We start from the raw sequence: 19,511 nt of genomic DNA on the forward strand, positions 1-19,511 counted from the left end.
CCGCCGCTCTGCCGCGGCCTATCGGGCGGTGATGACTGATGAGAATAAGAAACAGGAACGCGATCTGAAGGATCGCAAGTTTTACCGCGCCGAACAGGAAGCCGAATTCACCGACAAGGGAACGCCAGATACCCCGCAAACGCGGCATCCGGCCTATCGTCTGGCATTTCGCGACACCGATTTCCTGGTTCGCGAAGAATTGCGCCCGGTTCGGTTCCAGCTTGAGCTGCTCAAGCCGGAAATGCTGTTGGACGAAGCGGGCGTGGGCTCCACGCTGGTGATGTATGGTTCGGCCCGCATTCCGTCGCCTGACAAGGTCGATGAAATGCGCGCTTCCATCACCGATGCCAATCGCACGGTGGTCGAACGATTGGTGGAGAAGGCGAAGTATTACACCGAAGCGCATAAGCTGGCGAAGATGGTCAGCGAAAAATCCATCGTGGAAGATGGCAAGCGCCAGTTCGTGATCTGTTCGGGCGGTGGCCCGTCGATCATGGAAGCGGCCAATCGCGGCGCGAGCGATGCGGGGGCGGAATCGATCGGCCTCAACATCGTGTTGCCGCACGAACAGGCGCCAAACAAATATGTGACGCCCTATCTCAGCTTCCAGTTCCACTACTTCGCGCTTCGCAAAATGCACTTCCTGCTGCGGGCGAAGGCGGTGGCGGTGTTCCCCGGCGGTTTTGGTACGTTCGACGAATTCTTCGAGCTGCTCACGTTAATTCAGACGGGCAAGATGAAGCCGATTCCGATCCTGCTGTTCGGCAAGGATTTCTGGAACCGCGTGATCGATTTCGAGGCACTGGCCGAAGAAGGAACGATCAACAAAGACGATCTCAACCTGTTCCGCTGGTGTGAAACCGCGGACGAGGCGTGGGGCCACATCTGCGGATTTTACAAGCTGAACGAGCCGACTCTCAAAGCGCCCTGCTGACAGGGTCGGACATTGCCCCGTGTCGGCGCGAAGAGTGGGGGCGCGGCTGTTTGGCAGCCCGCGCCCCCTTCGTTTTATTAGGCATTACTCCAGTGAACGGAGCAGTGCGCGTTAGTTGAGATTACGCACCGCCTGCTGCCCCAGCGGGCCGTTGCCTGCGCCGAATCCCGGTGCGGCATTGATTGCTGCCAGCACGAATTGCCGTCCCAGCCGCACTGCGTGGTCCAACGCCTGCCCGTGACCGATCAGCGTGGCGATGGCGGACGACAGTGTGCAGCCGGTGCCGTGGGTGTGGCGGGTGTCGATCCGCGCGTGATCGAATTGAACCCAGCGACCGCCCGGCTGGATCAGAGTGTCGATCACTCGCGCGTCTTCGGTATGCCCGCCTTTGGCGAGAACGCAGCAGCCGTGGCGGTCGGCCAGTTCCGCCGCAGCGTCGATCACCTGATTGGTATCTTCCAGTGTGCGCCCCGCAAGGTGCGCCAGTTCGGGCAAGTTGGGCGTGACCAGCATCGAACGGGCGAACAGCTTTTCGCGGATCGCCGCGACGGCATCCTCTGCGATCAAAGTCGCGCCGCTGGTGGAAACCATCACCGGGTCGAGGATGACCGGCACTGCCGCGTCCAGACCCGCCAGCGCACTGTCGAGCGCATCGACAATCGCGATATCGTGCAGCATCCCGATCTTGATCGCATCCACCCCGATATCGCTGATGCACGAATCTATCTGAGTTGAAACCATGTCTGCGGAAAGCGGGGCAATCGCCTGAACCCCGGTGGTATTTTGCGCCGTGATCGCCGTGATGGCGGTCATCGCATATCCGCCGAGCATCGTGATCGTCTTGATATCGGCCTGAATTCCCGCGCCGCCCGACGAATCGGAACCGGCGATCGACAATATGCGGGGAGGGGGGCGGTCGATCATGCCGAATGCTTCCGCTGTGTGGATGGCGGGAATTTGGCGTGGAGCGATTTTGCCCGCGTGGGCCGATCCATCAGTTCGCCACCGCAATTAGGGCAACGATCATCCAGATCGTCGGCGCATTCGGCGCAGAATGTGCATTCCAGACTACAGATGAAGGCACCGGGTGCCTCTGCCGGCAGATCGGTGCCGCACCGTTCGCAATCGGGCCGCATGTCCAGCATCAGGCCGCCGCCCGCACAGCGTCGCAGATTGAATCGACCACGCGTTCGACTTGCCCTTCGTCATCGCCTTCGGCCATCACCCGGATGACCGGTTCGGTGCCCGACGGGCGGATAACCAGCCGCCCGCGCCCGGCCAGTTCGCTTTCCGCGTCTGCAATCGCCTGTTTGACATGTGCATCGTCGAGCGGGGCGCCGCCATCGTAGCGCACGTTTTTCAGCAATTGCGGTACAGGGTCGAACTGGTGGAGCATCTCGCTCGCTCGCTTGCCCGAACGCACGAGGCTGGCCAGCACGCGCATGGCCGCAATAGTGCCATCGCCGGTGGTGGCATGATCGAGCAGGATCATGTGCCCCGATTGCTCCCCGCCGACATTGAACCCGCCTGCGCGCATTTTTTCAAGCACGTAGCGGTCACCGACTTTGGCGCGCTCTAGCGTTAGCCCGTGCCCTTGCAGGCAGCGTTCGAGGCCGAGGTTTGACATCACCGTGGCCACGATACCGCCGCCCTTCAGCGCGCCCTTGCCATGCAGGCGCAGGGCGATGAGCGCCATGATCTGATCGCCATCGACCGTTTCGCCCTTTTCATCGACTACGATCAGGCGATCGGCATCGCCATCCAGCGCGATGCCGATATCGGCACCGGTTTCGATGACTTTCGCCTTGATCGCATCGAGCGAGGTCGATCCGACTTTGTCGTTGATATTCGTGCCGTTGGGTTCGACCCCGATGGGGATTACTTTCGCGCCCAGTTCCCAGATCGCAGACGGCGCCACCTGATAGGCGGCGCCGTTGGCGCAATCGACCACAACCTTCAGGCCGTCGAAGCGGATTTCGCTCGACACTGTCTGTTTGACCGCGTGGATATAGCGGCCACGCGCATCGTCGATCCGCCGGGCGCGGCCGATCTGGCGGGCGTCTGCCAGTGGCAGTTCCTGATCGAGCATCGCCTCTATCGCCAGTTCGTCCGCATCGGACAGTTTGAAGCCATCGGGACCGAACAGCTTGATCCCGTTGTCTTCGAACGGGTTATGGCTGGCGGAAATCATCACGCCGAGATCGGCGCGCATTTCGCGGGTGAGCAGGGCAATCGCCGGGGTCGGCAGCGGCCCGGTCATGATCACATCCATCCCCACACTGGTGAAGCCCGCTACCAGAGCGCTTTCCATCATATAGCCGGAAAGGCGGGTGTCCTTGCCGATCACGACCCGGTGGCGGTGGTCGCCACGCAGGAAGTGCCGACCGGCGGCCTGGCCAACCTTCATCGCTGTGGCGGCGGTCATCACCCCCTGATTGGTGCGGCCGCGAATGCCGTCGGTGCCGAAGAACCTGCGTCCCATCTGTCTCTCAATCTCTCGTCTCGTCAATAGCAGCCGCCATGCCGTGAACCGGCGAAAATGTCACCCTTTAGTCAGTACCTAGCGCGAAACGAGAATTGCGTTATTCTGGGGTAATGGACGATACAGGGGATCGCGCTGCACGCGCGCAATCGGCGGAACATCAGCTCGTCAACGTGCGGCTGCCGGCGGGGTGGACACTAACGGGACTGATCGCGGGCCTGCTACTAGGCTGGGCATTGGCGGGCAGTGCAACGATCGATCCGATACTGGCGATAACCAAGCCGGTTGGCTCTTTGTGGCTCAGGGCCTTGCAGGTCACTATCGTGCCGCTGGTCGCGGCGCTGCTGGTGCTGGGTATCACGCAAATGGCGCAAGCCGCGCGCGCCGGGGCGGTGGCGCGGCGGATGTTAAGCTGGATAGCTGTAGTTCTGATTTTCGGCGGACTGGTGTCGGCCTTTGTCCTGCCGATGTTGCTATCTGTATTTCCGCCGCCCGCTTCCGCCGCAGGCATCCTTTCGGCCAGCACTGGCCCCGCTCAGGAAGTGCCGGGGATTGGTGCATTCGTCGAATCGCTTGTCGCTCCCAATATCGTGGAGGCGGCGGCCAACACCTCAATGTTGCCGCTGACTCTGTTCTTCGCCGTATTCGCGCTGGCGCTGGTGCGCCTGCCCGCGGGGCAGCGCGACACGATGATCCAGTTCTTCCGCGCGCTGGCCAACACGATGCTGCTGATTATCGGATGGGTCTTGTGGCTGGCCCCGGTGGGCGTGTTTGCGCTGGCAATGGGCGTTGCCGCACAAAGCGGGGGCGCGGCATTCGCGACGCTGGCGCACTATATTCTGGTGGTGGCAGCGATGGGCTTCATCGTCATGCTGGGCGGATATGTACTGGCGTGGGTCGCTGGAGGGATCAATCCGCTGCGGTTCACCCGCGCGATGTTCCCGGCACAGGCTGTCGCGCTATCCACCCAAAGTTCGCTAGCCAGCTTGCCCGCGATGCTGGTCGCGGCGCAGCGACTGGGTGTGCGCGAAACCACAGCGGAATTTGTCCTGCCGTTGGCGGTGGCGATTTTCCGTTCGACCAGCCCGGCGATGAATCTGGCTGTGGCGATCTATGTCGCGCATCTGGCGGGTGTCACCCTTACTCCGCTCTCGCTGGCTGCGGGCATAGCGGTGGCGCTGGTGATTTCGGTCGGGTCGGTCAGCTTGCCGGGTTCGATCAGCTTTGTCGTATCCATCGGCCCGATCGCACTGGCGATGGGGGTGCCGGTCGGGCCGCTGGCCCTGCTGGTCGCGGTCGAGATGCTGCCGGATATCATGCGGACGGTGGGCAATGTGACGCTGGACGTGGCCGTTACCACTGCTGTCGACCGGACAAGCAAGGATTAAATTGACTCGGTTGCAACCTTGCCGTCACTCGCGCATTGCCTATGTGAACCCTCACTACCACTCCAATCCGAATACGGGAGAAACCAAATGGCTTTCGATCTTATCCCGCTGCCTTATGCCGACACGGCACTGGCACCGGCCATTTCCGCTGAAACGCTGTCGTACCACTATGGCAAGCATCACAAGGCGTACATCGACAAGACCAATGCCGCCATCGAAGGTGGCGAACTGGCCGACAAGTCGCTGGAAGAAGTGATTGCCGCCGTTCGTGGCAAGAACCAGGGTCTGTTCAACAACGCCGCGCAGAGCTGGAACCACGGGTTCTACTGGCATTCGCTGGCGGCTGACACCGGCAACCCGTCGGATGAACTCGCTTCGATGATCGACGACGCATTCGGCTCGCTCGACAAGCTGAAGGACGAGCTGAAGGCACGCGGCGCAGGCCACTTCGCCAGTGGCTGGGTCTGGCTGGTCGAAAAGGGCGGCAAGCTGGAAATCGCGGAAACGCACGATGGCGATACGCTGGCCGATCAGGACGGCAACCCGCTGCTGACCGTCGACGTGTGGGAACACGCCTATTACCTCGATCACCAGAATGCCCGCCCGGCCTATCTGGACGCAGTGATCGACACAAAGCTGAACTGGAGCTTCGCTTCGGAAAACCTCGCACGTGGCACCACCTGGAAATATCCGGGCTGATCCTCGCGAGTCAGCGATTGCAGAAAACCCGCTCCGGCTGTCCGGGGCGGGTTTTTCGTATCAGGTTTCTTCGGCAGGTTCGGTGGTTTGCGGATTGCCGATGAACAATGGCTCCCCAAATATGAAGCCGATCAGGTTGGGCCGCCCGACATGGTCGAAGAACGCGGTCAGGGTTAGCAGAATGGGCACCGACAGCAACGCGCCGAACACGCCCCAGATCCAGCTGAAGTAACTCAGCGCGATCAGGATCACCACCGGGTTCATCGTAAATCGTGCACCGAGAATCGACGGCGTGACAACGTTCGATTCGACTGTGTGCAGACCCAGATAGGCCGCCGCGGGGATAATGCCGAGCAAGGCGGTTTCCGCTGTCCCCACGCCATAGAGCGCCAGCACCGCTGTCATCGCCAGCGGGCCGATATAGGGCAGGAAATTGAGCAGCGCGGCCAGCCCGCCCCACATCACCGGGGCATCGACCCCCAGCGCCCATGCGCCCAGCGCGACGATCACGCCGACGCCTGCGTTGATGAAAGTGACTGTCAGGATATAGGCGGCGACCCGGTCCTGCACTTCGCGGATGACGCGGGCGGCCTTGATACTGCTGCCGAAATCGCTGCGGTCAAGCATCAGGTGGCGGCGCAACCTGACGCGCGCCTCCACCATGAAGAACGTCATCAGGAACGTCAGCAAGGTTTCCAGCACCACGCTGGGCGTCGCAAAGGCGAGCTGTTCGAACACCGACGGGCTGGCCAGCACGACTTCGCGCCCGGTATGCCCGGTAATCTGCGCGATCTGCTCGTTGGCCGATGCAATCCAGTGGAAGTTCGCACGCAGTTCGCTGAACCGCTTGCTGACCTGATCGACCACTTGCGGCAATTGATCGAACAGGGCGACTGCCGGTTGCAGGATCAGCCCTAGCGCCAGCATCATAATCGCACACAGCAGCAGCAGTGACAGGAACGATGCCAGGACATTGGGCAGCCCCCAACTGGCGAGTTTATCCGCCAGTGGCGACAGAACTATCGTCAGGATCAGTGCGGTGACCAGCGGCAGGAATACTACCGACCCGATCGACAGCACGAACGGCAGTGCCAGAAACAGTCCCAGACCCAGAATGACCACCAGCGCCGACATCAGCCGCAATTCCTGCGCGGCGAATGTCATTTGCGTGGAGCTGTCCGATACGCGCGCGGGTTCGCCGCCATCTGGCGCAGACACAGCAGCATCGCGGGATTCGTGGGCGCTCATCGCCGTGGAGCCTTATGACAATCGGAACCTGCGATATTGCCGCAAGCGTGGGGTCTGTTCAAGCGGTTCGCAATCAGCGGGTCGGTTCGCTGACACCGTTGCCCGCGGCCACTTCGTCCAGCTCTTCCAGCAAGGCGCGGTGTGCGCTTTCGTCTTCGGCGGTGCGTTTGGGAATTGTGCCATCTTCCAGCATTGCCGTCAGAGCAGCGCGGGCGCGGCCCACACGGCTTTTGATCGTGCCCACGGCACAGCCGCAGATATTGGCCGCTTCTTCGTAAGAGAAGCCACCCGCACCCACCAGCAGCAAAGCTTCGCGCCGTTCGGGCGGCAGCGTCAGCAGCGCGCGGCGCATGTCGGACAGGTGGATCGGTTCTTCCTGTCCCGCAGGCGCGGTCAGGATACGTTCGGCCACGTTCTCGTCGAAATCGCCACGGAAACGATTGCGGCGCATATCGGTGAGATAGGCGTTACGCAGGATCACGAAAGTCCATGCGCGCATCGATGTGCCGGGCTGGAATCGATCCTGCGCGGCCCATGCCTTCAGCATGGTTTCCTGCACCAGATCGTCTGCCATGTCGGGGCGGCCGCACAGGCCACGCGCAAATGCGCGCAGATGCGGAACCACTTCGGTCAGCTCTCGCTTGAAATCGGCCTTCTCGCTGGCCGTTCGCTCGGTCTCGCTCATCAGTTCTTGCCATCCAGTTTGGAAAGCAAATCCTTGAAACTATCCGGCAATTCTTCTTCCACAACAGAATCGTACAACTGGCGCAGGCCATTGGCCCACCCCGGTTGTGCATCTTTTTTCTGTCTGTTCACTGTGTTGCGATCCTTTTCGCCCCCCTGTGATGCAGAATCTTTCGTGTCGTCCTTGTCCGATGTCATGAACGTCCCAAACAATAATGTATCGATACAAAATGCGTCCGCAGTAAACGGCCTGTCGTTGAGTGCGCTACTCCCCGGAATGGCCGTGCTGTCAAGTTGGGAACGAAGCCGGGCGCGCATGGTTCCCTTGATACTGCCGGGTATGTATTGGCAGACAATGGCTTGCGGCCAATTTTGTCGGCAAGTCGGTTGGGGGTAGTCGGTTGAGTAATTCGGACTTGCAGAATCGCCGGGCACGGCAATTGCTGGTCCAATATCCGCGCGCGGCGCCGCTGGCGATTTTTCTTTTGATTACAGCGATTACCGCCCTCTCTATCTTCGCGATAGAGCGGGGCGAGTGGCAGCGCGAACAGGCCGCGATGAGTGAAACAGCGCAAGCAGTCGCCTCTGCGCTGGAACGGCGCGGCAATACCTCTTCGGCTTATCTGCGTGCAGGCGCGGCTCTGTTCGGCACGGTCGATGCCGTGCCGGGGCCTCTTTTCCGGCGCTTTATAAGCGAACTGCGGCTTGATTCCGATTATCGCGGAGCGGAAGGTATCGGCTGGGCGATTGCGCTGAAGCCGCGCGATGTCTCCCGGTATGAAGCCGCGCTGAGTGAAGTAACTGCCAGCCGTCGTGCGGTGCATCCCAAGCCGGCCGCGAATGCAAAGCTGGTGGTGCCCGTCACGTTTTTGCAGCCCGATACCGAACGCAATCGCCGCGCCATCGGGTTCGACATGTATTCCGAGCCTGTCCGGCGTGAGGCGATGGACGAAGCGATCCATTCGGTGCGCCCCACCGCCAGCGGCAAAGTCGTGCTGGCACAGGAAGGCAACAAGCCAGAGCCGGGTTTTCTGATCTACATGCCTGTGTTCGAAGGGGGGATCAGTGGCCGTAAACTGCGCGGATTTGTCTATAGCCCGTTCAACGCGCAGGATTTCCTGATTTCGGCAATGGAGCTGGAAACGCCCGGTGACATGGGTGTGCGCCTGTATGACGGGGCGCCGGGCAAGGAGAATCTGCTGGCGGAACTCGCCCCGGCGCACCGCACCGGTCGCATTGTGCGTAATCAGGTGAATATCGCCAATCACCCGATGGTGCTGGAAGTGGAATCGGCGCGAGGGGCGGGGCTGTCCACGCTGTCGATGCTGACTTTGCTGTTCGGGCTGCTGGTGGCCAGCCTGCTGATGGTGGTGGTGCGGTTGCTGACGCAACAGGCAGCAGAAGATCAGGCCTCGCTCGAATGGCTGGAAGAACAGAATTCGATCCGCGACACGCTGACCCGCGAACTGAACCACCGTGTCAAAAACACGCTGGCCAATGTGCTGTCGATCGTCAATCTCACCCGGCGACGGGCAACCGATATTGACGATTTTGCCGACGGGCTGGACGGCCGCATCCGTGCGCTGTCGGCCACGCACGATTTGCTGACATCGTCGGACTGGAGCACGACTCCGCTCGGCGCGGTGATGCAGGCCGAACTGGCGCCTTATGCCCGCAGCGAAGCGTCGATAGAACTGGAGGGGCCGCATGTCGAACTGGCGCCCAACGATGCGCTGTCGCTGGGGCTGGCGGTGCACGAACTGGCGACCAATGCCGCGAAATACGGCGCTCTGAGCACGCCGGAGGGCAAAGTCCGCCTGACCTGGGCGCTGGAAAAAGAAAACCTGGCCAGTATCGAATGGGTGGAAAGTGGCGGTCCCCCGGTCCCCGATCAGCGATCGCGCGGGTTCGGCACCGATCTGATCGAAAAGATCGTGGCCCACGAACTGCGCCATCCGGTGCGGCTGGAATTTGCCCGCGAAGGGGTGCGGTGCCGCTTGCTGGTGCCGGTGCGCCGCCCCAGCGAATTTGAAATCCGCGCGCGCAAACGGGCGGAGCGTCGGCAGACCGGACGGCGCCGTAAAAGCCCGGCATCTCGCTGACACGTAACGCTGGCACGGCGTTGCCTGCCATCTACGATTTTCGCGCGTTCGCGCCCCTCTCGCCCGTTACGTCAGACACGAAAAACCCGGCGAGGGACATCTGTCCTCGCCGGGTTGGTTTCGGTGTTGCTGTGCGCGGTGTCAGGCCAGCGGGCGGCTTGATCCGAAGAACAGCGCCTGACTGATCGCGGTGCGTACGGTCGATTCCTGAAACGGCTTGGTGACCAGATAGGTCGGTTCGGGCCGGTCGCCGGTCAGCAGGCGTTCGGGATAGGCGGTGATGAAGATCACCGGCACCGAACCGATCGCCAGAATATCGTCCACTGCATCCAGACCGGAGGAGCCATCGGCCAGCTGAATATCGGCCAGCACCAGACCGGGGGTCTTTTCGGCAACGACTTCCTGCGCTTGCGTGCGGGTGGCGGCGGTGCCGCAAATGTCGTGACCCAAAGAGCGGACCAGATCTTCGAGTTGCATCGAAATCAGCGGCTCATCTTCGATAATCAGGACGCTGGTGGCGGATTCGCGGTCGATTTCCGCCACGGCTTCCTGAACCAGAGCCTCCACCTGAGCGGCGTCCAGCTCCATGATTTCGGCCGTTTCCGGGATCGAGAAATCTTCCAGCGTCGTCAGCAGCAAAGCCTGACGGTTGAGCGGAGTGATGACTTTCAGCCGATCGCGGGCGGCACTTTCGTGTTCGCCGGTCCCATCGTTCGGGCGGCCATCGTCGGCCACTTCGAGATAGGCGCTCGACCACACTTTGTTAAATGCGCGGTAGAGCGGGACACGACCGGCCTCGAGCGATTTTTTCAGCTCGTCGTCGGCCAGTGCGGCCTCCAGCGTAGCGCGCACGAATGTATCACCGGTCGATTGAGAGCCGGTCAGTGCGCGGGCATAGCGGCGCAAATACGGCAGATTGGAAGCGACTTGATCTCCAAGCGACATGTAAACCCTTCCCGTTTGAGATAGCGGGGAAACGATGCAGAACAGCGAAGGTTCCGCCTGCGAATTGACAAGCTGTTGGCAACGGGACAAATCACTGCCATCGCACAGAAATTGGTGACAGTTTCTTCTATTGCAATGGGGGGGTACGGATGGTTTCGTCTGATGAGACGCGGTGCGCCGAATGCCCGCTGCAACTGGCACAGTGTCTGCGCGCTCTCACGGTCGAACAAGTCGAAACCATGCAATCGATCAAGCGCGGGGAACGCGTGGTCGACCGTGGCGACACGGTTTTCGAACAGGGCAGTGACGGGCACGAACTGTTCACGGTGCTCGAAGGGGTGCTGATGCGGGTCCGCACGCTGGACGATGGACGGCGGCAAATCGTCAACCTGATGTTCCCCGGCGATCTGGTCGGATTGCAGGGTGCGTTCGACGATCCGCGCAGTCATTCGGTGGAAGCGATCCTGCCAGCGCGGCTGTGCGAATTCCACCGCGTCGATTTCCCCACGCTGATCCGTTCGCATCCCCGGCTGGGATACGACATCGTGTGGATGGCGGCGAAGGAAGAAACCGAGCTGGAAGAACATATCGTCTCGTTGGGCCAGCGTAACGCCCGCGAACGGATCGCCAATCTGGCGGTGTGGATGGTGGACCGCGCACAGGCAACCGGCATCGCCCGGCGGGACAACAGCCTCGAACTGCCGATCACGCAGACGCAAGTGGCGGAAATGCTTGGTCTGTCGCTGGTGCATGTGAACCGCACACTGCAATGGCTGCGCCGCGAAAAGCTGGTTGACTGGCGCAATGGCCGGATTGCCGTGCCCGATATGGAACGCACCAGCGAATTCGCGCAGTTCGAAGGGCGGCGCATGCAGATGCGGCCGTTTATCTGAGGGGCTGAGAGGGCATCTGGTGAAAGCCCCGGCACATCTCCCACCGCACAGCCGAATTGCGGTGAATCAAAAAAATTTGAAAAATGCGATTCTGCGGGGAACCGGTTTTCGGTCGGTGCATTTCCCTTATGTCACCGCCGAGACCCCCCTCCCGTCCAAGCGGCTGGTGATACGATCCCGAAGGGCCTCCGCTCGAATGCGAGCGGAGGCCTTTTTTATGGCCTGATGAAACGGATGGGCTTGGCGGAACTGTTGCGACACAGAGTTGTGGCGCGAATGGGTTTTAGCGCAGAACGCTTTTCAAACGGGAGAACAGCCCGGTCGCACCTGGGCGCGTTTGGATCGCAGCGAGCAAATCCTCGGGCGCGTAGGGTTTTTCCAGCACCGGCCCCAGCTCAGCGATGTTGGCCGGGATATCTTGCGGGGCACCGGTTGAAAAAACGATGCGCGGCGGATTGGGCCCGACTGAGCTGACCAGCTCGGCCAGCGCCCAGCCGTCGTCGCGATCCGACAGATGCACGTCCAGTATCATCGCATCCGGTTGGTGTGTGCGTAATGCTGCCAGCGCATCGTCGGACGAATTGCACTGAATCACCCGCGTGGCGCCTGCGCCAAGCAGGGTCTCTTCGATATTCAGCGCCAGAATAGCGTCGTCTTCCACCACCAGCACGATGCCGATTGGCGGCGCGGCAGTCGCTTTGCTCCGCTTGTCTGATTTCACCCCTTGGGTTGCCACCTGCGCGTGTTCCTCTCGCGCCGCCGGACGGAAAAGCCGGGGCGATCATATAACGCGAACGACAGGCGCCGGAACACCGTTCCCACGTTCCGCCAAATTGCGCCGCCTCGTGGCACAAATACCACGAATAGAAGCGGTTAGCGGGCTGTGTGAGAGACGGTTGCCGGTTCGCTGCGATGCGCCCGTCGCGGCGGCTGTGGTGATGGTGAGGCAGGGCCATGGATTGCCACGTCGCTTACGCTCCTCGCAATGACGAGGGGAGGGTGCGCGCGATGGTATTGGCCAGCCATCGGCAGTGCGACGCTGCACCTGAACCAAACCCACTTCGTGCCTTCGCGCCTTCGTGTGCCAAACTTCCGCCCGACGTCCCCGCCCATCGCAACGGCTGTGAGAGGGTGAGGTGCGGTCGATGGATTGCCACGTCGCCTGCGGCTCCTCGCAATGACGATTGGAGCGGACGGACTTTATCCGGGGGCCACTATTCTTCCGGCGTGGAGCCAGCAGAAGCTGGCCCCCGGCTCAGGGCCGGGGTGACGGTGGGGGCTGATAATATGGGGCGCTCTTCGTCATTGCGAACGCAGTGAAGCAATCCAACGTGGGGCGGTGGTGTCCATTGCAGCGGTTGTGGAAGAGGCGAGGTTCGGTTCATGGATTGCCGCGTCGCTTACGCTCCTCGCAATGACGAGGGGAGGGTGCGCGCGATGGTATTGGGCAGCCATCGGCAGTGCGACCTTACGTCCGGACCAAACTCACTTCGTGCCTTCGCGCCTTCGTGTGACCAGCTTCCACCCGACGGTCCCGCCCATCGCAACGGCTGTGAGAGGGCGAGGTATGGTCGATGGATTGCCACGTCGCCTGCGGCTCCTCGCAATGACGAGAGGTGGGCCGGGGTGACGGTGGGGCTGATAATGTGGGGCGCCCTTCGTGGTGTCACCGCCCCGACGCAATCGCGCTTATAGCTCCTTCTGATAGACCACGTATTCGCGGTTGATCCGGCTGTCGATAGCCTCCGCGATGGCGACCATTCCCTGATTATCGTCGAGGATCCAGCCGATTTCCCCGCGCGTCGAGCCGTATTTTTCAATCGCATTGCGCCGGATATATTCGATCATCATAAAGGCCAGCTGGCTGGCAAGGCGCGAGGACTGCAGGCGTTTGCGGACCCCCATCAGCGGCACCCGCATCGTGCGGACCTGCGGATTGCGTAGCCATGTCAGCAGCTTGATCCAGTTGAACGGGAACAGTTTGCCCTTCATCGGTTTCAGCACTTCGTTAAGATCGGGCAACGTCATCATGAACGCCACCGGTTCCCCTTCGTATTCGGCAACCATGATGAGGTCTTCGCGCACGATGGGTTTGAACTTCTTGCCGGCATAGGCGATTTCGGCGTCGGTGAACGGCACGAAGCCCCAGTTATCCGACCACGCATCGTTGAGAATATCGAGGATCAGGCGCGCTTCTTCGTCGAATTTCGATTTATCGACATTGCGAATGCGGATTTTCGCGTTCTTTTCGCCAGAGGCGACGATGCGCTGGATCAGCGGGGGGAATTCCTGCGTAATATCCAGCTCGTAAGTATAAAGCGATTTGGCCTTGGTATAACCGAGCGCTTCGAACCAGTCGCGATAGCGGGCGGGCTGGTGTCCCATCATCACCGTGGGCGAATGATCGTGGCCCGCCACCAGTTGCCCCGGTTCTTCCCATACGGACATCGACAGCGGGGCAAGAACGCGGTGCATCCCCTTGTCACGCAACCATTCTTCCGCCGTGGCGATCAGGCGGGCGGCGATTGTTGCGTCTTCCGCTTCGAACAGGCCCCAGTTGCCGACACCCGGCCCCATGCCCTGTTCGGGCGGCTGGGCAATCGCCAGATGATCGATATGCGCGGAAATGCGCCCGACCGTACGGCCGCCTTCCTTCGCCAGAAAATGCTGCACCTCGGCATGGTCGAAAAACGGGTTCTTACCGGGGGTGACCAGCTCCATCGCTTCCATCCGCAGCGGGGGCACCCAATGCGGATCGTCGGCATGAATCCGATAACTGAGATCGACAAAATCCGCGCGCTCGCGCTTGTTCGTGACGGGGATCACTTCTATCTGTCGGTCTGACACGGCAGCAGCCTCGTTCATTGTGTGTTCCATAGGTGTGGGGTAGCTGCGATTTGACCTATGCCATAGCGCGCCACCCCGAAAGGGGCGCAGTAAGGCGTGTCATCGTTTCGGAAAAGCAGATAATGAACGCCACTCAACCCGCCAGTCACTCCACCGCCTATTCCGCGCAGGAAGCTCAAACCGCCACGAATGCGGCGATTGATCGCACCCGCTTGCCGGACGACAAAGTGTTGTTGCGTGCCGCAGTCGATCTGACGCGCGACCTGCATACAGCCAAGCCGGGGATTTACTGGCCCGATATGCTCGGCTCTGCATTCATCGGTTATGCCGCGCTGGCCGGGGCAATCCTGACCGACAAGACATGGCTGGCGATCCTGCTGGGGCTGGTGGCGGTGCAGGCATTGTATCGCGCGCTGCTGTTCATTCACGAAATTTCGCACATGCACCGCGATGCGCTGCCCGGTTTCCGCACTGTGTGGAACCTGCTGGTCGGCATTCCGATGCTGACCCCTTCGTTCATGTATGAAGACGGGCACACCATCCACCATTCGCGGACCAAATATGGCACCCCGGAAGACCCGGAATATCTGCCGCTGGCGCTGATGAAACCGTGGAGCCTGCCGGTGTTCCTGCTGATCGCCTTGCTGGCACCGCCCGCGCTGATGATCCGTTTTGGCATCCTCGCGCCGCTGGGGCTGATTTTCCCGGCGATCCGCAAGATGAACTGGGAACGGTTCTCGACGCTGGCGATCAATCCCGATTATCGCCGCCGCCCGCCCGCGGAATCGAAGCGGCGCTGGTATATCCTGCTGGAAACCGGCGCGTCGATCTGGGCGCTGGCGCTGTTTGCCAGCATCCCGCTGCTGGGCTGGCGACCGCTACTGGTGGCGCTGGCGGTGTTTTCGGTGGTCGCAGTGCTCAACCAGCTTCGCACGCTGGTGGCGCATTTGTGGGAGAACGAGGGCGAGCCGATGACGGTGACCGCGCAGTATCTCGATTCGGTCAACGTACCGCCGCCGGGCATCGTGGCTGCGATGTGGGCGCCGGTGGGGCTGCGGTTCCACGCGCTGCACCACTTGCTTCCATCGATGCCCTATCACTCGCTGGGCGAGGCGCATCGGCGGCTGTCGGCGCATCTGGGCGCGGATTCGACGTATCTTCAGGCGAACTATACCGGGATGATCCCGCTGGTCGGGCGGATCGCGGCCAGCACCATGCGCGCACGGAATAGCGATAAGGCGGCGTAACAAGCGGTAGCGGACCCGAAGGGCCGGAGCGGGGCGGGCGGCGGCAGTGCCATCAGCCCAGCTTCTTCCCCAATCCGCTACTCCTCTGTGCGGATCAGCACTGTCTCACCGATCAGCAGGAACAGCATGAACGGCGCCCATGCGGCGAGAAAGGGCGGGTATCCGCCGAAATTGCCCATCGCCAGCGCGGCGTTGTCGACCACGAAATAGGCGAAGCCCAGCGCCATGCCGATGATCGCGCGCAGGAACAGCTGGCCCGAACGCGCCAGCCCGAATGCGGCGACCGCGCCCAGCAAGGGCATCAGCGCAGCGGAAAGCGGGCCGGAAATCTTGTGCCACCACTTCGCCTCCAGCTCCGCGGTGCGGCGACCGGCTTCGCGGTAATCGGCGATCGAGCGCGACAGTTCCATCAGCGATTGCCCGTCGGGGTTCACGCTGCCCAGCTCGATCTGTTCGGGCGTCAGATCCTGTCCCACAACGACAGAGGGCAAGCTGGTGGTTTCAGCGGTGGAGACTTCGAAACGGGTGGCGTCGGTCAGTTTCCAGCCGGGGCTGGCGAAAGTCGCGCTGGCGGCTTTTGTTTCAGTGGCAATCGCCCCGCTGGGGGCGCGGTCGTAATAGGTCACGCCTTCCAGCCGCATGGCCGCGCCGGTGCCACTGGCATTCGCGGCATAGAGGATATTGGTGCCATCGGTGACGTAAACATTGGCCTTCGCCCCCGATGCAGTGGGCATTTTGGCGTAATCGTTGGCTTGCCAGGCCGACAGCGTGGCGTTGGCGCGGGTCAGCACCCGTTCGTTGAATGCGAAGCTGAGCCCCGATGTCACCAGCGCAGTCAGCAACAGCGGCGCCAGCACCTGATGCGCGGAAAGGCCCGCGGCCTTCATCGCGATCACTTCGCTGTTCTGGTTAAGCGTCGCCAGTGTCAGAATCGACGCCAGCAGGACGGAGTAGGGCAGGAACCGCGCGATCAGTTGCGGCGCGCGCAAGCTGACATAGGTCAGCACTTCGGCCTGCCCGTTGCCGGGCGCGGCCAGCACCTTGCCGCTGTTCGACAGCAGGTCGAGCATCAGCAGCACCATCACCAGCATCACCAGCACCGCGGCGATCCGCACTACGAATGTCTTGGCGAGATAGCCGGTCAGCGTCTTGCTGGGGAAGAAATCGAGCTGCATCGGGTTATTCCGCCGGGGTCGCTTGCGCGGGGCGGGTCAGTTTGCGCCGCCTGCTGAACAATTTGCCCAGCCGTTTGGACAATTTGGCGAAGGCAGTTTCCAGCGCCCCGATGGCCTGCCCGCCGGGCACATAGGCCACGCGGTAATACATCCACACGATCAGCGCGCCGAACAGCACGAACGGCCCCCACAGCGCCAGTATCGGATCGACCCGCCCCATTGTCGCGAAATCGTGCCCGTACTGGTTGATCTTGTGATAGGCGACGACCATCACGATGGACACGAACACGCCCAGCGCGCTGCTCGATCGCTTGGGTGGAATTGCCAGCGCGACCGCCAGTAAGGGCATCAGCATCATCATGACCACTTCGACCATGCGATAATTGAAACTGGCCTGGCTGGCATCGCGCGCCGGTTCGGGGGTGGCCCCGCTCCACCCGATACGCAGCAGTTCGGGCAGGATATATTCGCTTTCCCCTTCGCCGCGTTTGCGGAATTCTTCCACCGCGGGCAGATCGATGGGCAGATCCTGCTTGGTGAAGCTGAGCACGCGGCCCGGTTTGCCGGGGCTGTCCTGCACGATGGTGCCATCGGTCAGCCGCAGGATAATCGTGTTGGGGTTGTCGCTCGTCGCCAGAAAGCGCCCTTCGCGGGCCGAAATCGACAGCACTTCGCCCTTGCCATCGGCCACGCGGGCGAAAATGCCCAGCAGGCGGCGCCCGTCATCCTCGCTTTCTTCGATGCGGAGCGCCATGCGATCTTTCAGCGTGGTGAATTCACCCACCTTGATCGACGCGCCCAGGGCGCCGGAACGCAGTTCGTAATCGAGCCGGGCATAGTAATACTGGCTCATCGGCTGGATATAAAACACCAGCGCGGTGTTGGCCATCACCAGCAATACGGCAATGGCATAGGGCACCCGCAGCAACCGGCCATAGCTGAGGCCGACCGCGCGCATCACGTCCAGTTCGCTGGTCGTGGCCAGTTTGCGGAACGCCAGCAACACACCCAGCAACAGGCCCAGCGGAATCGCCAGACTGGCATATTCGGGCAGCAGCGCGACCAGCATTTTGAACACGATGCCCACCGGCCCGCCTTGCGCGCCGACGAAATCGAACAGGCGCAGCATCTGATCCAGCGTCAGCAGCGATGCCGCCAGCACGAACACGCCCAGCATCGGCACAAGCGTGAGCCGCAGGATATAACGGTCGATAGCGGGAAGAAACTTCAGCAAGCGATCAGGGGTCCGGTTGTCAGATGCAAGCTGCCCTAGCGGGAAATTTGCGGCAGGTCATGCCCCCAAAACAGCAGCCCCCTTCCCAGCGGGGATAGGGCGATCAGGCCTTTTCCAGCGTACATTGCAGCGGGTGTTGATTTTCCCGCGCAAAATCCATCACCTGATTGATCTTGGTTTCCGCCACTTCATACGGGAAAACTCCGCACACACCCACTCCGCGCTGGTGAACGTGGAGCATCACCCGCGTCGCCTGTTCCAGATCCATTTTGAAAAACCGTTTCAGCACGATCACCACGAATTCCATCGGGGTGTAATCGTCGTTGAGCATCAGCACTTTGTACTGGCTCGGCTTTTTCGGTTTGGCCTTGGCCTTGGTGGCGACGCCGAGCTGGCCTTCGCCATCGTGCGCGTCGTCATCGCCCGCCGCGCAAACAGGTCGGGGCAGGTTGGTTTGAGGCAGGGCAGGGTAGTGCGAAGCGGTCATCATGGCTGCAATATCGTATGCGATTGGCATTGGGCAAGGCGGGACTCACCAGATGCCGTGAAACGGTTAAATCTGTCCAAACACGCACCAGCAAAAAACAGTGCGAACAAAACGAAACGGGCCGGACGGTGTGTACCGTCCGGCCCGCAATGGTCCTGCCGCTTTATAGGAGAGGAGAGAGAGTCGGCGGCAGGATAATTCGGGGTCAGGCTGCCTTGGTGAATTTTTCGGCGGCAATGCTCATCCGGCTGGAAATCGGCGCGAACGCTTCGTTGGCCAGCTTCATCGAGGTTTCAGCGTTCTTCGACATGTGGGCAACCATCGCGTCGAAGTTACGGCGCGCCAGTTCGCCTTGCAGCTTGAACAGGTCGGTCGGGCTCTTCACCGCGGCGAATTCCTTCATGTCGGCAGTGGCGATTTCGAAAGCGCCCTTGGCCGCTTCGATTTCGCCGCGTGCGATGTCCTGCATGCCGCTCGACAGGATCTTGCCCGATTCGACGACAGCTTCGACATTGCCCTTGCTGAATTCGGTCACTTCGCCGGCATAGGCCTTGCTCTTTTCAAAGGCGGTCTTGGCCTTTTCCTGCAGGTCGCTGGCGGCGTCTTTGATGGTCTTGGTGAAATCTGCGGTCTTGGTCATGATGGTATCCTTGGATTTGGGTGCTGTGGCAGGCTTGGTATTTTTCGGTGCTGCGGCCTTCTTCGGCGCTGCAACCTTTGGAGCCGGAGCTGCCTTGGCGGGCGCGACTTTGGCTGCCCTGGCAGGTACGGCCTTTTTCGCGGCAACCTTTGCCGGGCGTTTGGCGGCCGCCTTGCGGGCAACCGGCTTTTTCGCCGGGGCCTTGCTTGGCGCCTTGGCAACGGTTGCTTTAGCCGGTGCGGGCTTGGCCTCTGTTTTTGGGGCCGCTGCCTTCGGGGCATCGGCCTTGGGGGCCGCAACCTTTTGGGGCGCGGTGTTCCCGGCGGCATCGGCATATGCCTTCTCGGCAGATGCGTCGGCCTTCAGTTCTACAGTTTTCGGATCGCTGGCATCGGCCATTGGTTCACGCTCCTATGTTGCACTGCACAAAATAGGCTTCGCAATCGCGAAGTCAAGGAATTTTTGTGCAGTGCAACATCAGTGGAGCACGGCCTGCCGCGCAAGTC

19 protein-coding genes are annotated in these 19,511 nt (G+C 61.4%); 6 read left to right on the forward strand and 13 right to left on the reverse strand.

Features of this window, described 5'->3' with window-relative positions:
- Positions 1-31 precede the first annotated feature (31 nt).
- On the forward strand, positions 32-934 hold the full coding sequence (locus D6858_RS09715; protein WP_120109692.1) for an LOG family protein: 903 nt from the start codon (positions 32-34) through the stop codon (positions 932-934).
- A 111-nt stretch (positions 935-1,045) separates the two neighbouring features.
- On the opposite strand, the gene thiD is transcribed toward D6858_RS09715, so the two are convergent.
- The 3 genes from thiD to glmM are packed head-to-tail and all read right to left on the reverse strand — an operon-like array spanning position 1,046 to position 3,416.
- Positions 1,046-1,858: a bifunctional hydroxymethylpyrimidine kinase/phosphomethylpyrimidine kinase gene (gene thiD / locus D6858_RS09720; protein WP_120109448.1), complete on the reverse strand. Its 813-nt coding sequence runs from the start codon at positions 1,856-1,858 to the stop codon at positions 1,046-1,048.
- Positions 1,855-2,079 (reverse strand): DUF1272 domain-containing protein, encoded by a 225-nt coding sequence (locus D6858_RS09725; protein ID WP_120109450.1) that lies wholly within the window; start codon positions 2,077-2,079, stop codon positions 1,855-1,857. Before D6858_RS09725 ends, thiD begins: the two co-directional genes overlap by 4 nt.
- Positions 2,079-3,416, reverse strand: a complete 1,338-nt coding sequence (glmM, locus tag D6858_RS09730) for a phosphoglucosamine mutase (RefSeq protein ID WP_120109453.1) — start codon at positions 3,414-3,416, stop codon at positions 2,079-2,081. Before glmM ends, D6858_RS09725 begins: the two co-directional genes overlap by 1 nt.
- Positions 3,417-3,529: 113 nt before the next feature.
- Between glmM and D6858_RS09735 the strand changes: the two genes are divergently transcribed.
- Both D6858_RS09735 and D6858_RS09740 read left to right on the forward strand, forming a co-directional pair.
- Positions 3,530-4,804, forward strand: a complete 1,275-nt coding sequence (locus D6858_RS09735; protein WP_120109456.1) for a dicarboxylate/amino acid:cation symporter — start codon at positions 3,530-3,532, stop codon at positions 4,802-4,804.
- A gap of 87 nt (positions 4,805-4,891) precedes the next feature.
- On the forward strand, positions 4,892-5,503 hold the full coding sequence (locus D6858_RS09740) for a superoxide dismutase (protein ID WP_120109458.1): 612 nt from the start codon (positions 4,892-4,894) through the stop codon (positions 5,501-5,503).
- Between the two features lie 60 nt (positions 5,504-5,563).
- Here D6858_RS09740 and D6858_RS09745 read toward each other — a convergent pair whose 3' ends face one another.
- From D6858_RS09745 to D6858_RS16125, 3 genes are all read right to left on the reverse strand, one after another.
- A complete protein-coding gene (locus D6858_RS09745; protein WP_120109460.1) occupies positions 5,564-6,751 on the reverse strand; it encodes an AI-2E family transporter in 1,188 nt (395 codons plus the stop codon).
- Between the two features lie 73 nt (positions 6,752-6,824).
- The gene (locus D6858_RS09750) at positions 6,825-7,436 is read right to left on the reverse strand and encodes a sigma-70 family RNA polymerase sigma factor (RefSeq protein ID WP_120109462.1); all 612 of its coding nucleotides are present in this window, start codon (positions 7,434-7,436) and stop codon (positions 6,825-6,827) included.
- A complete protein-coding gene (locus D6858_RS16125; RefSeq protein ID WP_133305273.1) occupies positions 7,436-7,753 on the reverse strand; it encodes a NepR family anti-sigma factor in 318 nt (105 codons plus the stop codon). The genes D6858_RS09750 and D6858_RS16125 overlap by 1 nt, the downstream gene beginning before the upstream one ends.
- Before the next feature lie 83 nt (positions 7,754-7,836).
- Between D6858_RS16125 and D6858_RS09760 the strand changes: the two genes are divergently transcribed.
- Positions 7,837-9,537, forward strand: coding sequence for a CHASE domain-containing protein (locus D6858_RS09760; RefSeq protein ID WP_240623794.1), 1,701 nt, complete (start codon positions 7,837-7,839; stop codon positions 9,535-9,537).
- A gap of 141 nt (positions 9,538-9,678) precedes the next feature.
- Here D6858_RS09760 and D6858_RS09765 read toward each other — a convergent pair whose 3' ends face one another.
- Positions 9,679-10,482, reverse strand: coding sequence for a response regulator (locus D6858_RS09765; RefSeq protein WP_120109467.1), 804 nt, complete (start codon positions 10,480-10,482; stop codon positions 9,679-9,681).
- A 149-nt stretch (positions 10,483-10,631) separates the two neighbouring features.
- Here D6858_RS09765 and D6858_RS09770 point away from each other — a divergent pair, with 149 nt between their 5' ends.
- Complete coding sequence (locus tag D6858_RS09770; protein WP_120109469.1) at positions 10,632-11,375, forward strand: Crp/Fnr family transcriptional regulator; 744 nt, start codon at positions 10,632-10,634, stop codon at positions 11,373-11,375.
- A gap of 283 nt (positions 11,376-11,658) precedes the next feature.
- On the opposite strand, the gene D6858_RS09775 is transcribed toward D6858_RS09770, so the two are convergent.
- The gene (locus D6858_RS09775) at positions 11,659-12,111 is read right to left on the reverse strand and encodes a response regulator (RefSeq protein WP_240623796.1); all 453 of its coding nucleotides are present in this window, start codon (positions 12,109-12,111) and stop codon (positions 11,659-11,661) included.
- Between the two features lie 953 nt (positions 12,112-13,064).
- Positions 13,065-14,222 (reverse strand): GNAT family protein, encoded by a 1,158-nt coding sequence (locus D6858_RS09780; RefSeq protein ID WP_120109700.1) that lies wholly within the window; start codon positions 14,220-14,222, stop codon positions 13,065-13,067.
- A gap of 122 nt (positions 14,223-14,344) precedes the next feature.
- Here D6858_RS09780 and D6858_RS09785 point away from each other — a divergent pair, with 122 nt between their 5' ends.
- Entirely contained in the window at positions 14,345-15,469 is a 1,125-nt protein-coding gene (locus tag D6858_RS09785; RefSeq protein WP_120109471.1) for a fatty acid desaturase family protein, read from the forward strand.
- Between the two features lie 77 nt (positions 15,470-15,546).
- Here the strand turns inward: D6858_RS09785 and lptG are convergent, their stop codons facing one another.
- The 4 genes from lptG to D6858_RS09805 form a co-directional block, all read right to left on the reverse strand.
- A complete protein-coding gene (lptG, locus tag D6858_RS09790; protein WP_120109473.1) occupies positions 15,547-16,644 on the reverse strand; it encodes an LPS export ABC transporter permease LptG in 1,098 nt (365 codons plus the stop codon).
- Positions 16,645-16,648: 4 nt separating this feature from the next.
- Complete coding sequence (locus D6858_RS09795; RefSeq protein WP_120109702.1) at positions 16,649-17,875, reverse strand: LptF/LptG family permease; 1,227 nt, start codon at positions 17,873-17,875, stop codon at positions 16,649-16,651.
- Positions 17,876-17,981: 106 nt separating this feature from the next.
- Positions 17,982-18,368, reverse strand: a complete 387-nt coding sequence (gene clpS / locus D6858_RS09800) for an ATP-dependent Clp protease adapter ClpS (protein WP_165859678.1) — start codon at positions 18,366-18,368, stop codon at positions 17,982-17,984.
- Between the two features lie 202 nt (positions 18,369-18,570).
- Positions 18,571-19,404, reverse strand: coding sequence for a phasin family protein (locus tag D6858_RS09805; RefSeq protein WP_120109476.1), 834 nt, complete (start codon positions 19,402-19,404; stop codon positions 18,571-18,573).
- Positions 19,405-19,511 lie beyond the last annotated feature (107 nt).

Origin of the sequence: Tsuneonella suprasediminis (assembly GCF_003605755.1) — a bacterium.
GTDB classification, from domain to species: Bacteria; Pseudomonadota; Alphaproteobacteria; order Sphingomonadales; family Sphingomonadaceae; genus Tsuneonella; species Tsuneonella suprasediminis.

Bases quoted from the DNA above. Each gene is read 5' to 3' on its own strand.
- D6858_RS09765 (WP_120109467.1), bottom strand. From the start codon at position 10,482: ATGTCGCTTGGAGATCAAGTCGCTTCCAATCTGCCGTATTTGCGCCGC.
- D6858_RS09805 (WP_120109476.1), bottom strand. From the start codon at position 19,404: ATGGCCGATGCCAGCGATCCGAAAACTGTAGAACTGAAGGCCGACGCA.
- D6858_RS09715 (WP_120109692.1), top strand. From the start codon at position 32: ATGACTGATGAGAATAAGAAACAGGAACGCGATCTGAAGGATCGCAAG.
- D6858_RS09770 (WP_120109469.1), top strand. From the start codon at position 10,632: ATGGTTTCGTCTGATGAGACGCGGTGCGCCGAATGCCCGCTGCAACTG.
- D6858_RS16125 (WP_133305273.1), bottom strand. From the start codon at position 7,753: ATGCGCGCCCGGCTTCGTTCCCAACTTGACAGCACGGCCATTCCGGGG.
- thiD (WP_120109448.1), bottom strand. From the start codon at position 1,858: ATGATCGACCGCCCCCCTCCCCGCATATTGTCGATCGCCGGTTCCGAT.
- D6858_RS09740 (WP_120109458.1), top strand. From the start codon at position 4,892: ATGGCTTTCGATCTTATCCCGCTGCCTTATGCCGACACGGCACTGGCA.
- D6858_RS09735 (WP_120109456.1), top strand. From the start codon at position 3,530: ATGGACGATACAGGGGATCGCGCTGCACGCGCGCAATCGGCGGAACAT.
- D6858_RS09785 (WP_120109471.1), top strand. From the start codon at position 14,345: ATGAACGCCACTCAACCCGCCAGTCACTCCACCGCCTATTCCGCGCAG.
- D6858_RS09745 (WP_120109460.1), bottom strand. From the start codon at position 6,751: ATGAGCGCCCACGAATCCCGCGATGCTGCTGTGTCTGCGCCAGATGGC.
- clpS (WP_165859678.1), bottom strand. From the start codon at position 18,368: ATGATGACCGCTTCGCACTACCCTGCCCTGCCTCAAACCAACCTGCCC.
- D6858_RS09750 (WP_120109462.1), bottom strand. From the start codon at position 7,436: ATGAGCGAGACCGAGCGAACGGCCAGCGAGAAGGCCGATTTCAAGCGA.
- D6858_RS09725 (WP_120109450.1), bottom strand. From the start codon at position 2,079: ATGCTGGACATGCGGCCCGATTGCGAACGGTGCGGCACCGATCTGCCG.
- glmM (WP_120109453.1), bottom strand. From the start codon at position 3,416: ATGGGACGCAGGTTCTTCGGCACCGACGGCATTCGCGGCCGCACCAAT.
- lptG (WP_120109473.1), bottom strand. From the start codon at position 16,644: ATGCAGCTCGATTTCTTCCCCAGCAAGACGCTGACCGGCTATCTCGCC.